Origin of the sequence: Lactobacillus sp. 23-2 (assembly GCF_044902225.1) — a bacterium.
Classification (GTDB): Bacteria; Bacillota; Bacilli; order Lactobacillales; family Lactobacillaceae; genus Lactobacillus; species Lactobacillus absianus.
In genome coordinates this window covers 128509-142435 of sequence record NZ_JAOQBX010000001.1, presented here as the reverse complement: position 1 = coordinate 142435, position 13927 = coordinate 128509, and the positions used below count along the sequence as shown (strand labels likewise).

Genomic DNA, 13927 nt, shown 5'->3' with positions numbered 1-13927 from the left:
TCGCCCAAATCCAAACCGGTTGACATACTTTGGGGGCGGTTTTCGCCCAAATCCAAACCGGTTGACATACTTCGGGGGCGATTTTCGCCCAAATCTAAACCGGTTGACATACTTTGGGGGCGATTTTCGCCCAAATCCAAACCGGTTGACATACTTTGGGGGCGGTTTTCGCCCAAATCCACGCCGGTTGACATATTTCGGGGGCGGTTTTCGCCCAAATCCACGCCGGTTGACATACTTCGGGGCGACAGCAAAAAGCCCAGCGCGATCGCCACCGTGATGATGGCGACGCGCATGATCTTCTGCAGCCCCGGCCATCGATAAAGCACCGCACCGCCATGTAGGCCGGCACCCCCGGCACACTAAAGAGGATCACGGGACACTTTTTCCATTTGGCAAAAAGGACCGTGACTAAGCTTACTGCGAAGGCACCAGCCACGTTCGACAAGAGCCGTCCCGCCGACGCCAGTGTCAACAGCCAGTAGACCATCCATCCGGCCAGCCCGCACAGGCCGCTGTAGTGGATCACCCGGTGTGGGATGTTAACCGTCAAGGCAAAGCCGACCGTAGCGATGTAGGAAAAATCAAATTGATGACCAGGACAAAGCTGGTAAAGTGGATCCCCATCATGGCTAGGCCCCAAAAAATCTAATCACCATCCCGACGCCGCCGCCCAGGGCGATCGCCGTCATCGCGGCCTCGACCAGGCGGACGATGCCGGACACCCAGTCGCCCATGAAGAGCTGTTTGCCTGGATCATTCCACTGCTCTGGTCAGCAATTTGCCGGTGAACTGGCTACTGGGGCACGGGAGGCGGTACCTCTTGGTCTTTCTGCCCTTCCTTTACTGGCTCTCAGTCAAGTTTTGGCAACGGGGGCTGAGCCATTATTCATCGGCAAACTGAGAAATGATTATCTAGAAAGGAAGTGTTGTGATATGGGACGTACTAGAACTGAATTATCAAAAGGCGGTCCTTTACTTTCAGAAGGCTTAAACGATGAAGAATTAAACTTCTTCCACGCTTTAATGACCAGTCCAAAAGAGTTATCTGACCAATTAATGCTAATTTCCCAAAAATTACTACTCAAAGTGCCCTATCACTTGATATATCAACCTTTTATAGGATTTCGTTGAGTTTGAGTTACAACTCAAAAAATATTATCTTAAACTTCGAAAAAGGCCGTAATAGTAGGCTTCTTAGACATTGAGGTGTAAAATCCTGGGAAATTAGCATAGATATTTTAAAAAAGTCCTTGTGCTTTTCTGAGATTCAGCTTAAAATAAAGCTATCTTCAAAAAGCAAGACAAGTTTAGAAAGGAACGATTAAAATGACTGTACGTAAACTTTGGCAAGACTGGCGTGACTAAGTGAACCTACATGAAAGATGGCGTAGGCTCACTGTTTGCAAAGCAATAAGGGAGTCTATGCCAGGACAATCGTTTCTGATAAATTAAGAGACTGTTTGGCATAGTTGGTCAGACAGTCTTTTTTTGCATTCAAAATTAGATGTACATGTATAGCCTCCTGAAATAGCATTATTAAAAAGAAATTAAGCAACACTATAACGCAATATATAAGGAGAACGATCATGACTGAAGCAACTGAAAAGAAATGTTTTACGGCGAATTTGGCGGCCAATACGTGCCAGCAGAAATCCAAGCAGCCTTGGATGAAATCGCGGCAGAATTCGAGAAAGTTAAGGACGATCCTGACTTTAACGCGGAACTGAATCAGCTCTTGCGTGACTACTCAGGCCGGGCAACCCCCTTGTACTTTGCCGAATCGCTGACCAAGCGCCTGGGCGGGGCCAAGGTCTATCTCAAGCGTGAAGACCTGAACCACTTGGGCGCCCACAAGATCAACAATGCCTTGGGCCAAGTCTTGATCGCCAAGCGTCTTGGCAAAAAGCGCATCATTGCTGAAACCGGGGCTGGCCAGCACGGCGTGGCGACCGCGGCTGTGGCTGCCCGCTTTGGATTAAAATGCACCATCTACATGGGAGCGAAAGATTGCGAACGCCAAAGGCTGAACGTCTTCCGGATGCGCCTCATGGGGGCTGAGGTCAAGGCTGTCACTGCTGGGACGCAAGTGCTGGAAGACGCGGTTGCCGCTGCTTCCCAAGACCTGGCTCAGAATCTGGACACCACCTTCTACCTGGTCGGCTCAGCCGTTGGTCCTTACCCATACTCGCAAATGGTCGAGCGCTTCCAAAGAGTGATCAGCCGGGAAGCCAGACAGCAATTCCTTGACCAGGTCGGCCGCCTGCCTGATGCCGTCATTGCCTGCGTGGGCGGCGGCTCCAATGCCATCGGGGCTTTCGGGGAATTCATCCCCGATAAAGAAGTCCGCCTGATTGGGGCCGAAGGGGCCGGCAAGGGAGCAGACACGCCGGAAAACGCGGCAACCTTGACCAATGGCAAGGTCGGCATCAACGACGGCATGAAGAGCTATGTCCTCCAAGATGATGAGGGACAGGTCCTGCCGGCTTACTCAATCTCCGCTGGCCTGGACTACCCAGGAATCGGGCCAGTCCACTCCTTCTTGAAGGACAGCGGCCGGGCAGAATACTACCCGGTCACCGATGATGAAGCAGTTGCCGCCTTCAAGCTCTTGTCAGAGACTGAAGGCATCATCCCCGCGCTGGAAAGCTCCCACGCTTTGGCCCAGGCTATCAAGATGGTGCCGGAAATGGCTCCAGACCAAGTGGTCATGGTCAATCTGTCTGGCAGGGGAGACAAGGACGTGGCCCAAGTCGCGGCCTACTTGGGTGAAGAAATCTAATTGCAGCAAATCAAATAAAGACTGGAAAAGGGCAGAAACCTTTTCCGGTCTTTTTTGTTTTGTAATATGATCACAAGCGTTTTTGTTATGTTAAAATATTCAATAAAATGATTAAAAGTTTCAGCAAAGTGCAAAGATGCTTATCAAAACGCAATGTATATGGAAGGATTTAGAGGCATGGAGAAAGTAAAAAGGATTGCCTGCCTGGCTTTGATCAGCGCGGCCTTAATCCTTGCCGGCTGCGGGAAGTCGGCCAGCAGGCAGACTAAGACGAATTCCAACAGCGGAGCTGAAGACGCCATGCAGTTCCCGGTCGCGACCAGCTTCGCCCATACTAAGGCTGGCGGCACGATTCACGTGGCGCTTGAAACGGATACTCCCTTTACGGGGATCTTTTCCGATGAACTGGCGGATTCAACTACCGATGCCAAGCTGGCTCAATTTGGGTCAGAATCCCTGTTTGATACCGACAACAGCTACAATATCACCAACTCCGGCGCGGCTGCTTTTGCCCTGGACCGGTCAGCTAAGACGATTACGATCACCATCAAGAAGGGGGTCAAGTGGTCAGACGGGGTCCAAGTCACGGCCAAGGACGTGGAATACGCCTACGAGATCATTGCCAACAAGAAGTCAGGCAGCTCCCACTACACCAGCTCCCTGCAGAACATCGTGGGCCTGAAGGAATACCACGACGGCAAGAGCGCGACTATCTCCGGGATTGAGATGCCTAATGGGGCAAGCGGGCGCAAGGTGGTCATCCACTTCAAGGAGATGCACCCGGGGATGCTGAAGTCCGGCAACGGCTACTTCTGGGAATCTGCCGCCCCATATCACTACTTGAAGGGCGTGCCTTTTGAACGCCTTGAGACCTGTGCCCAGATCAGAAAGAAGCCCCTCTACTTTGGTCCTTACCAAGTCGAAGACGTAAGCGCCGGCCAGTCGGTCACCTGGGTTAGAAACGAATACTACTGGCGGGGCAAGCCCCAGCTTAAGAAGATCATTATCTCGATCATCTCGCCAAAGTCAGTCGCCACGGCGATTAAGCGGGGAACGTATGACTTTATCGAAGTGGTCAACTCCCAGTGGAAGCAGGTCAAGAACGCGAAGAAGTACAACTTCGTGGCCAATATTCCTCTGGAATACAACTACTTGGGCTTTAAGCTGGGCAAGTGGGATTCTGAGACCAGCAGCGTCAAGATGAACAAGCGATCCAAGATGGCCAACAAGTACCTGCGCCAGGCGATCGGCTATGCCATGAACGTCAACCAAATCCAGCGCAAGTACACCTATGGCCTGACCTTCCGGATCAAGACCCTGATTCCCGAACAGTTCGGCGACTACTTTGACGACTCGCTCAAGGGCTACTACTATGATCAAAAGAAGGCCAACCAGCTCCTGGACAAGGCCGGCTATAAATGGAAGAAGGGGGAGACCTACCGGCGGGACCCTCACGGCAAGCAGTTCGTGATTCATCTGGCGGCCATGTCAGGCGATTCCTCAAGCGAAGCCGTCATTGCCAACTACATCAAGAAGTGGAAGCAGGTTGGCCTGCACGTCAAGCTGACTTCAGGCCGTCTGCTGGAATTCAACAGCTTCTATGACATGATCTTCCACGATGATCCGCAGGTCGACATGTTCATTGCCGGCTGGACGCTCAACGATGAGCCGTCGCAAAACGGCATCTACGGGGCGGGAACCCAGTACAACTTTGAGCGCTTTGAAACAGCGGAAAACACCAGACTGCTGCAAGAGATGGATTCACAAGCCTCCTTCAACCTGGCCTACCGGATCAAGATCTTCAAGAAGTGGCAAAAGTACATGAACGAGCAGGCTTTTGTCATTCCTTTGACCAGCTCCTACCAGATCATGGCCGTCAACAAGCAGCTGGTCAACTTTTCAACCGAGCCGTCCCAGCGCAACAACAACCACCCGCTCTGGTACCAGATCGGCTTTAAGAAGCAAAATTAAGCAAATGCGAATCTTCGGCCCCGCGGCCGGAGATTTTTTGCTGAAAAAGGCTGGGGCTAATGGATAAAAGAACGCAAACAAGAGGCGCATTTGCTATAATCTTTAGTGTTACGAAAGGATGGGAATGCATGGTCTCAACTAAATTTATTAAAAAGCTTGACGAACAGTATGGCGTGAAGTTTCACGACGCGCGCTTATTAGAGGAAGCTTTTACGCACTCTTCATACGTGAATGAAAATCCCAAGAAGAGCTTGGGCGATTATGAAAAACTTGAGTTCCTGGGCGATGCGGTCCTGGAATTTACGGTCTCCGACTACCTTTACCGGCACTTCAGCCACTTGAATGAAGGCGAATTGACCCGGCTGCGGTCAAATATCGTCCGCACCGAAGGCTTCTCAAAAATGGCCCTCGACTGCGGCTTTAAGCCGGAAATCAACTTGGGCGTGGGCGAAGAGAAGGCTGGGGGCCGCGAGCGCAAAGCGCTTTTGGAAGACGTCTTTGAAGCCTTTAACGGGGCCCTGTTCTTAGACCAGGGGATTGAGGCCGTTGAAAGCTTCCTGAAGCAGACGGTCTATCCGCTGATTGACGCCGGCTACTTTACCCCGTCACGGGACTTTAAGACTGACCTGCAGGAGTACCTGCAGCAAAACGGCAGCGTGGACATTGAATACACGGTGATCAGCGAGAGCCAGTCGCCATCCAGCTTCCGGGTGGAGGTCAGCGTCAATGGCCGGATTCTGGCCAGCGGGGAAGGCCACAACAAGAAGAAGGCGGAGCAGCAGGCTGCCCAGCATGCCTTGGAAAGATTGACTGAGGGAGGCAAATAGTGCCCTTAACTAGTTTGATATTGGACGGCTTCAAGTCTTTTGCCGACAAGACCGAAATCCAGTTCACCAATGGGATCACCGGGATCGTTGGCCCCAACGGGTCAGGCAAGAGCAATATCACTGAAGCCATTCGCTGGGTTATGGGCGAAGGCAGCGCCAAGTCCTTGCGCGGACAGAGCATGAAGGACGTCATCTTCGCGGGGAGCGAATTCAGAAAGCCCCTCAACCGGGCGGAAGTGACCATGGTCTTTGACAACCGCCAGCGCGAACTGGACCTGCCGGCTGACCGGGTGACCATTGCCCGGCGGATCCTGCAGTCTGGCGACAACGAGTACCTGATCAACGGCAAGCAGGTCCGCCTGCGGGACGTGCGGGCCCTGTTCATGGATTCGGGCTTGTCTCAAAACAGCCTGGCCATCATCTCCCAGGGGAGAGTCGACCAGATCCTGAACTCCCAGCCCAAAGAGCGGCGCGGGATCATCGAAGAAGCCGCCGGCGTCCTCCACTTCAAGCAGCAGAAGCAGCAGGCCCAAGCCCAGCTGGAAACGACCAATGACAACCTGATCCGGATCAACGACCTGGTCAAGGAATTGGAGAAGCGGATTGAGCCGCTGCATGAGCAAAGCTCCCTGGCAATGGAATACAAGTTCCAAAAGCAGGGGCTTGACCGCGATTTGAAGACGCTTTTGGCCTTTGAAATTGACAATTTCAACCAAGAGCGGGAAGAAACCATGGCCAAGGCCACGCAAAGCAAGCAGATCCTGGACAAGCTTGACGCTGAAGTCAAGCAGTCCCAGGCCAAGTTGGCCGCCAAGCGGGAAGAGTTTCAAATGGAAAGCCAGCGCCGGGACGGCCTCCAGCAGGAAGTGCTGGAGGTGACCAAGCGCTTGTCGGAGATCAGCACCCATTTGCAGATGGCTCAGCAGTCCCGCCAGTATGACCAGGCCACCAAAAGCGAATATGAGCGGCAGGTCCAAGAGCTTGAGAGCGACCTGGGCCAAGTGGCCAAGGACTTGGAAAGCCTGCAGGCAAATGAAGAAGAATGGCAGGAAAAGGTCGATGCCCTTAAAGAAAAGCGCCGGAAATTGGCCAGTCAGCTGCGGGAGAATCCCGACCAGCTGAACCAAGAGCTTGATGCCCTCAGGTCAAGCTATATCCAGACCCTGCAGGATCAAACCAGCGCCAACAACCAGGTGGTCTACCTGAAGGGCGAGCTCAAGCGGGCCAAGGAAAGCCAAGACCTGCGCGCGGCCGACGTGTCGGACCAGCTGGCCAAGAGCCGGGCGGAACTGGAAAAGCTGCGCGAGCAAGGAAAGAAGCTGGGGCAAGCGCGGACTGAGAAAGAAGACCAGGCGCGCGCGGCCGCTGATGAATTAGGCCAGCTGGCCTTGCAGAAACAGGAAGTCGACCAGAAGCTGGCGATAAACTCGCGCAATCTGCAAAAGACCACAGCCCGCCGGGATGCCCTCAGCAATATTCAAAAGCGCCATGAAGGCTACTATGCCGGCGTTAGGGCCATCTTGAACCAGCTGGACCAGTATCCTGGCATTATTGGGGCCGTCGGTGAGCTTTTAACCTTCTCCAGCGACCTGGAAGCCGCGATGACGACGGCTTTGGGCAGCGGCGTGCAAGACCTGGTGGCCACGAGCAAGCTGGCCGCACGCGACGCCATTCAGCGCCTGAAGCAAAAGCGGGCCGGCCGGGCGACCTTCCTGCCTTTGGATGGCTTGCGCGTGCACGCCATTCCGGCCTCAACCCGCAAGTCGCTGGCAGAAGTGCCGGGCTTTCAAGGCGTGGCCAGCGACCTGGTTGACTATCAAGGCGAGCAGGACCTGACCGCGGCTATTGAATACCTGCTTGGCAATATCATTATCGTTGATACCATGGATACGGCCCTGAAGGTCTCACGGACGATCGGGCGCTACCGCGTGGTAACCCTTGACGGGGACGTCATCAGTCCTGGCGGGGCCATGACCGGGGGGATGCGCAACCAGCGCAGCAACTCGCCGCTGCAGATCACGGCGGAAATCAGCAAGCTGACTGAAGAAATCCAGGTCCTGACCAAGCAGGTCGACGGCTATCAAGAGCAGGCGGGCCAGCTGGAGCAGAAGATCAACAAGCTTGACCAAGCCGCCCAACAGGCCAAGAATGACTTGCAGGAGCTCAATCAAGAGCTTAATTCAGCCGTTTTGACCTTCAAGAGCCAGGAAAAGGAGGTCAGCCGCCTGGAAAGTGCCAGCCGTCTCTACCAACGGCAGCTGGCGGAGAAGGAGCAGCGGATTGCCGACTTAACAGCCCAGCTGGTCAAGGAAAAGGACCAGCAGACTAAGCTGGCCAACCAGGCTGAAATTCAGAAAGCCCAGCTGGCTGATCTGCAGGAAAGGATCCAGAATTACGCGGAACTGAATGCCGACGTGCAAAAGCAGCTGGCTGATCTGGATCCGGAACTGGCCGTTTTGCAAAACAAGCTGGAAAACCTGCAGGGACAAGTCAAAGAGCGGCAAAAGCACCAGGAAAGCAGCCAAGAGCAGCTGGGACGGCTGCAGGAAAAGCTGGCCTCTTTGTCCAGTGCCTCAGCCGTTTCTGAAAGCAAGAAGCAGGAGCTCAAGCTTGAGCGCCAGCAGCTGGAAGAAAAGCGGAGCAAGCGTCAGCAGAGCCTGGACCAGGCCAGCCAGCTGCTAGGGCAGCTGAATGCCCAGATCAACCAGCTGGAAACGGTGGCGACCAGAAACTATGATCTGAGAAAAGATGCGGCCAGCGAACAGGAAGAATATTCAGTCAAGCTGGCCACGATCAAGAGCCAGATCAGCCACCGTCTGGACACCCTGCGGGAAGATTATGGCCTGACTTATGAAGCGGCCCGTGCCCAAGCCCAGGTCAAAAACACGCCGGAAAATCTGGCGGCTCTTTCCAAGAGCGTCAAGCTCCACCAGATGTCGCTGGACGACATCGGCCCGGTCAACCTGGGGGCAATCGATGAGTACAGGGAGGTCAAGGAGCGCTATGACTTCTTGAACGGCCAGCAGGATGACCTGCTCAAGGCCCGGGAAAACCTCCAGCAGTCCATGGATGAGCTGGATGGGGAAGTCAAGGACCGGTTTGCCAAGACCTTTAATGAGATCGCGGCCAGCTTTGCCAAGCTCTTCCCGCTGGTCTTCGGGGGCGGGCATGCCAAGCTGCAGCTGACTGATCCGGATGACCTCCTGGAGAGCGGGGTCGAAATCATTGCCCAGCCACCTGGCAAGAAGCTGCAGCGCTTGAGCCTGCTGTCAGGCGGGGAGCGGTCGCTGACCGCCATCACCCTCCTGTTTGCCATGCTGGAGGTCAATCCGGTGCCGTTCTGCGTGCTGGATGAAGTGGAAGCGGCGCTGGATGATGCCAACGTGCTTCGCTTCGCCCGCTTTTTGCGCCAATACGACCTGCACACCCAGTTCATCGTGATTACCCACCGGCGCGGGACCATGGAGAAGGCCGACCAGCTGTACGGGGTCGTGATGCAGGAATCAGGGGTCTCACAAGTCCTGTCGGTCTCCCTGAAAGATTTAAAAGATGACGAGGTATAACATTGGGATTATTTGATCGAATCAAGAAGAGCCTTTTTGGCAGCAAGGAAGCTGAAAAGGAAGAGCCGGAAGCAGCCAAGCCCGCAGAAGAACAAGCCGAGCCGGCCGCTGAAGAAAGCGAAGCCGTGGAACTTGTTGAACAGGCGGAAGCTGCAGCCACAGAAAGCGAAGCAGAGCGTGCGGAAGAGGCTGAAGCTGCAGAAGCCGAGCCAAAAGCCGCTGAAGAAACTGCAGAAGCTGAGGAGTCAGAACCTGAGGAAGAACAAGCTGCCGAGCCAGAAGCCGAAGAGGCGCCAGAAGCTGAAACCGAAGCGGCAAGCACTGAAGCCAAGCGGACTGAGCTCTACGAGCAGGGCCTGTCCAAGTCAAACAAGGGCTTTGGGGCCCGCTTGAATGCCTTTTTGGCCAAATTCAGAACGGTTGACGAAGACTTCTTTGACGAACTGGAAGAGCTGCTGATCGAATCAGACGTTGGCTATGAAACCAGCGAGGATCTGACCGACCAGCTACGCGAAGAGGCCAAGCTGCAAAAGGCCAAGAGCCGCGAAGACCTGAAGAAGGTCATCGTGCAGAAGCTGGTGGAAGTCTACGATGACAATGGCGACCCGGAAAATGAAAAGCTGACCTATGACCCAAGCGCCAAGCCGAACGTCTACCTCTTCGTCGGCGTTAACGGGGCGGGCAAGACCACGACCGTGGGCAAGCTGGCCAAGCGCTTCCATGACCAAGGCAAGAAAGTGATCATGGTTGCCGCCGATACCTTCAGAGCCGGGGCCGTTGAGCAGCTGGTTGAATGGGGCAAGCGGGTTGACGTGCCAGTCGTGACTGGTCCGGAAAAGGCTGACCCGGCTGCCGTCGTTTATGACGGCTTGGAGCGGGCCATTAAAGAAGAGGCCGACTACCTCTTGGTTGACACCGCGGGGCGGCTGCAAAACAAGGTCAACCTGATGAAGGAACTGGAAAAGATCCAGCGGACCATCAAGAAGCGCCTGCCTGAACAGCCGGCCGAAACGCTCCTGGTTTTGGACGGGTCTACGGGGCAAAATGCCCTCCTGCAGGCCAAGGACTTTGACAAGACCACCAAGCTGACCGGCCTGGTCTTGACCAAGCTGGACGGATCATCAAAGGGCGGGGTGGTTTTGTCCATCCGCCACGAGATGAAGCTGCCAGTCAAGCTGGTGGGTCTGGGCGAAAAGGCGGAAGACCTGGCTGACTTCGATGCCGCCAGCTACGCGGTTGGCCTCTTCCATGACCTCCTGTAGCCAGTTAAGCCAATAATGATTGTTAGCAAAAAGATTTGAGGTAAAAGATGCGAATGATTGAAAATGATGGCCATGCCAGCAAGCATGACGCATGTACGACGATCCTGGTCGGCAAGAAGGCCGCCATGGACGGGAACAACCTGATTGCCAGAAATGACGACACCTTCTCGCCAATCTGCCAGCAGAAGTTCGTGGTCAACCCGGCCGTGCACGGGGAAAAGGGCCGCCATATCAAGTCCTGGCTGAACAAGTTTGAGATGGATCTGCCAGAGAATGCCTACCGCTACCCAGCCGTTCCGAACGTCAACTACAAGAAGGAAGGCTACTACGAAGAAAGCGGGATCAACGAGAAGAACGTGGCCATGTCCGCGACCGAATCAACCTATGGCAATGAGCGGACTCTGGCCTTTGACCCCTTGGTCAAGGACGGCTTGGATGAAGACTGCATCGTCAACGTCGTCTTGCCATACATCGATTCAGCCAAGGGTGGCGTGCAGTACCTGGGCCAATTGATCGCCAAGTACGGATCTCCTGCCGGCAACTCAGTCCTTTTTTCAGATAAGGACGATATTTGGTACATGGAGATCGTGACCGGTCACCACTGGGTTGCCCAAAGAATTCCGGATGACTGCTACGCCGTAGCGCCCAACCGGGTTTCCATCGAGCAGGTCGACTTCAGCAAGCCTAATGAATTCATGTGGAGCAAGGGCATCCAGGAATTCGTGGCAGAGCACCACCTGAATCCTGACCCAGAAGGCTGGAACTTCCGGCACATTTTTGGCACCTTCACCGAGCAGGACCGCCACTACAATACCCCACGTGCCTGGTATGCCCAAAAATACTTCAACCCCGCAATCGACCAGGACCCGGAAGACCCTGACCTGCCATTTATCCGCAAGGCGGAAAAGAAGATCAGCAAGGAAGACATCGAATTCGTTCTGGGCTCGCACTACCAAGATACGGTTTATGACCCATTTGGCACCCGGGGAACTGAAGAAGAGCACCACCGCTACCGGCCAATTGGCCTGAACCGGACCCAAAATGCCCACATTTTGGAAGTCAGAAGCGACGTGCCGAGCGACCTGGCCGGAATCATGTGGCTCTGCATCGGCGGGCCGACCTTTACCCCATTCGTGCCGTTCTTTACCAATATGAGCGACACTGACCCGTCATATAACGACACCAGCATGGATTACAACCTGAAAGATGCCTGGTGGTTCTACAAGTCCTTCGCGGCCTTGGTTGAGAGCCATTACTCCCACTTCGTCCAAGAGGACGCGGTCTACCTGCAGGAGCTGAACCGCTATTACCGCGGCCGGGTGGAAGAAGTCATTGACCAGGCCAAGGGCAAGAGCGGGGAGGAATTGACTGCCTTCTTGACCAAGGCCAACCAAGAGACCGTGGCCCATACCAGACAGGAAACTGAAAAGCTGTGGGGCCAGCTCTTCTCAGAAGCCATGCGGATGTCTAAGCTGACTTTCAACATGGACAAGAACCTCTAGGCTAGATGAGCAAACGAGTCTGGGAAAAATTCAAACGAATGTAAAAGGCTTCTAGAAGTTAAAAAACTTCTGGAAGCCTTTTTATGTACCCAAACTCGTTTTGTTGGGGGACTTGAATCTTGCTCGTCTTTCTTTATGCTTTGAGCAGAGTTTGCTATACTTAAAAAAGGTGAAAAATTATGGATGAACTGAACAAAACTGAAGCCTTGGGTGATTTGTACGCGATGTATGGCTCACTGCTCACGCAAGGACAACAAGATTATTTCGAAGACTACTATTATGACGACTTGTCTTTGGGTGAGATCGCGGACAACCACCGGGTCTCAAGACAGGCTGTCTATGACAACCTGAAGCGGTCATCCAAGGCGCTGCAGAAGTACGAGGACAAGCTCGGCCTTCTGGCCACCTTCAATGAGCTTGAAGGGGGCCTGGTCATGGCCCAGGCTGACCTGAAGGCAGGCAAGCAGGAGCAGGCCCTTGAAGAGCTCGCCCGCCTGCTGCAATTGATTAGAGGAGAATAAGGACAAGAAAATATGGCTTTTGAAAATTTGAGTGAACGCCTGCAGAAGGCGCTGCGCAATTTAACGGGCAAGGGTAAGATTTCTGAAGAAGACATCAATGCCGCTTCCCGGGAAATCCGGCTGGCCCTTTTGGAAGCGGACGTCAACTTTAAGGTCGTCAAGGACTTCATCAAGACGATCAAGAAGCGCGCCCTGGGGGCAGAAGTCCAGGAATCTTTGACTCCTGGCCAGCAAGTCATCAAGATCGTTGACGAAGAGCTGACCAAGATGATGGGGGAGACCGCGGTTCCTTTGAACAAGGCCCCGCACGTGCCAACCATCATCATGATGGTCGGCTTGCAAGGTACCGGTAAGACCACCACGGTCGGCAAGCTGGCCAACCGCTTGATGAAGACGGAGAATGCCCGTCCCTTCCTGATCGCGGGCGACGTCTACCGGCCAGCGGCCATCGATCAGCTGAAGCAGATCGGCGACCAGCTGAAGGTGCCAGTCTACACGGAGCCGGGCGAAAAGAACGTGCCAAAGATTGTTGAAGACGGGCTGGCTGAAGCCAAGAAGCACCACAATGACTACGTCATCATCGACACGGCCGGGCGGCTGGAAATCGATGAACCATTAATGAAGGAACTGGAAGAAGTCAAGGCCGTGGCCCACCCAGACAACATTCTCCTGGTAGTCGACGCCATGACTGGCCAGGCAGCGACTGGCGTGGCCAAGGGCTTTGACGACCGCCTGGACGTGACCGGCGTGATCTTGACCAAGCTGGACGGCGATACTCGCGGCGGGGCAGCCCTGTCCATCAGAGCCGTGACTGGCAAGCCGATCCTTTTTACAGGTCAAGGGGAAAAGCTGACCGACCTGGACGTCTTCCACCCAGACCGGATGGCGTCAAGAATCCTGGGCATGGGGGACATGCTGAGCTTGATTGAAAAGGCCCAGCAGGACTACGATGCCAAGGAGGCCGAAAAGGTTGCCGAAAAGATGCGGGCCAACACCTTCGACTTCAATGACTTTATCGACCAATTGGAGCAGGTGCAGAAGATGGGACCGCTGGATGAGATCATGAAGATGATCCCGGGCTTTGCCAACAATCCGCAGCTGAAGAACTTCTCAATTGACGAAAAGCAGATTGCCCACACCAAGGCCATCGTCTACTCAATGACCCCTGAAGAGCGGGAAAACGAAAATCTGCTCAACCCGAGCCGCCGGCGCAGAATCGCTGCCGGATCCGGGGTGCCGATCGTTGAAGTCAACCGGATGATCAAGGAATTCAAGACCGCCAAGGAAATGATGTCTAAGGTCACTAAGGGCAACTTCAAGGACCTGCAGAATTTGCCGGGGATGAACACGCCAATGGCCAAGATGGCCATGCGGAGAATGGGCAAGAACTTCAAGAAGAACAAGGCCAAGCGCATGAAGAAGATCAAGCGCTTCCACTCATAAGAAGGAATTTTTTCGCGAAAAAATGAGTCTGTTAAGTAAAAATACTTTACAGACTC

The 13927-nt window shown here is 54.2% G+C and carries 9 protein-coding genes and 3 pseudogenes; 9 read left to right on the top strand and 3 right to left on the bottom strand.

Features of this window, described 5'->3' with window-relative positions:
• From OCH80_RS00600 to OCH80_RS00590, 3 pseudogenes are all read right to left on the bottom strand, one after another.
• Positions 1-296, bottom strand: a pseudogene (locus OCH80_RS00600) (hypothetical protein); the annotation flags it as partial.
• A gap of 107 nt (positions 297-403) precedes the next feature.
• Positions 404-529: pseudogene (locus OCH80_RS00595) on the bottom strand (threonine/serine exporter); the annotation flags it as partial.
• A gap of 103 nt (positions 530-632) precedes the next feature.
• Positions 633-749, bottom strand: a pseudogene (locus OCH80_RS00590) (threonine/serine exporter family protein); the annotation flags it as partial.
• On the opposite strand from OCH80_RS00590, the gene OCH80_RS00585 reads away from it, so the two are divergent.
• The 9 genes from OCH80_RS00585 (at position 715) to ffh (ending at position 13871) form a co-directional block, all read left to right on the top strand.
• Complete coding sequence (locus OCH80_RS00585; protein WP_404537087.1) at positions 715-1134, top strand: hypothetical protein; 420 nt, start codon at positions 715-717, stop codon at positions 1132-1134. The pseudogene OCH80_RS00590 and the gene OCH80_RS00585 overlap by 35 nt on opposite strands.
• A 478-nt stretch (positions 1135-1612) precedes the next feature.
• On the top strand, positions 1613-2782 hold the full coding sequence (gene trpB / locus OCH80_RS00580) for a tryptophan synthase subunit beta (RefSeq protein ID WP_404537085.1): 1170 nt from the start codon (positions 1613-1615) through the stop codon (positions 2780-2782).
• A 177-nt stretch (positions 2783-2959) separates the two neighbouring features.
• Positions 2960-4753: an oligopeptide ABC transporter substrate-binding protein gene (locus OCH80_RS00575; RefSeq protein ID WP_404537083.1), complete on the top strand. Its 1794-nt coding sequence runs from the start codon at positions 2960-2962 to the stop codon at positions 4751-4753.
• Between the two features lie 128 nt (positions 4754-4881).
• Positions 4882-5580: a ribonuclease III gene (gene rnc / locus OCH80_RS00570; RefSeq protein WP_206988359.1), complete on the top strand. Its 699-nt coding sequence runs from the start codon at positions 4882-4884 to the stop codon at positions 5578-5580.
• Positions 5580-9143: a chromosome segregation protein SMC gene (gene smc, locus OCH80_RS00565; protein WP_404537081.1), complete on the top strand. Its 3564-nt coding sequence runs from the start codon at positions 5580-5582 to the stop codon at positions 9141-9143. Before rnc ends, smc begins: the two co-directional genes overlap by 1 nt.
• A gap of 2 nt (positions 9144-9145) precedes the next feature.
• Positions 9146-10405, top strand: a complete 1260-nt coding sequence (ftsY, locus tag OCH80_RS00560) for a signal recognition particle-docking protein FtsY (protein ID WP_404537079.1) — start codon at positions 9146-9148, stop codon at positions 10403-10405.
• A gap of 53 nt (positions 10406-10458) precedes the next feature.
• Entirely contained in the window at positions 10459-11907 is a 1449-nt protein-coding gene (locus OCH80_RS00555) for a C69 family dipeptidase (protein ID WP_404537170.1), read from the top strand.
• 179 nt (positions 11908-12086) lie between these two features.
• Positions 12087-12428 carry a YlxM family DNA-binding protein gene (gene ylxM, locus OCH80_RS00550; protein ID WP_404537077.1) on the top strand — a complete coding sequence of 114 codons (342 nt, stop codon included), beginning with the start codon at positions 12087-12089 and terminating at the stop codon, positions 12426-12428.
• Between the two features lie 12 nt (positions 12429-12440).
• The gene (ffh, locus tag OCH80_RS00545; RefSeq protein ID WP_154547208.1) at positions 12441-13871 is read left to right on the top strand and encodes a signal recognition particle protein; all 1431 of its coding nucleotides are present in this window, start codon (positions 12441-12443) and stop codon (positions 13869-13871) included.
• Positions 13872-13927 lie beyond the last annotated feature (56 nt).

Coding starts and splice junctions, on each gene's coding strand:
- OCH80_RS00585 (WP_404537087.1), top strand. CDS start 715: ATGCCGGACACCCAGTCGCCCATGAAGAGCTGTTTGCCTGGATCATTC.
- trpB (WP_404537085.1), top strand. CDS start 1,613: ATGTTTTACGGCGAATTTGGCGGCCAATACGTGCCAGCAGAAATCCAA.
- OCH80_RS00575 (WP_404537083.1), top strand. CDS start 2,960: ATGGAGAAAGTAAAAAGGATTGCCTGCCTGGCTTTGATCAGCGCGGCC.
- rnc (WP_206988359.1), top strand. CDS start 4,882: ATGGTCTCAACTAAATTTATTAAAAAGCTTGACGAACAGTATGGCGTG.
- OCH80_RS00555 (WP_404537170.1), top strand. CDS start 10,459: ATGATTGAAAATGATGGCCATGCCAGCAAGCATGACGCATGTACGACG.
- ylxM (WP_404537077.1), top strand. CDS start 12,087: ATGGATGAACTGAACAAAACTGAAGCCTTGGGTGATTTGTACGCGATG.
- ffh (WP_154547208.1), top strand. CDS start 12,441: ATGGCTTTTGAAAATTTGAGTGAACGCCTGCAGAAGGCGCTGCGCAAT.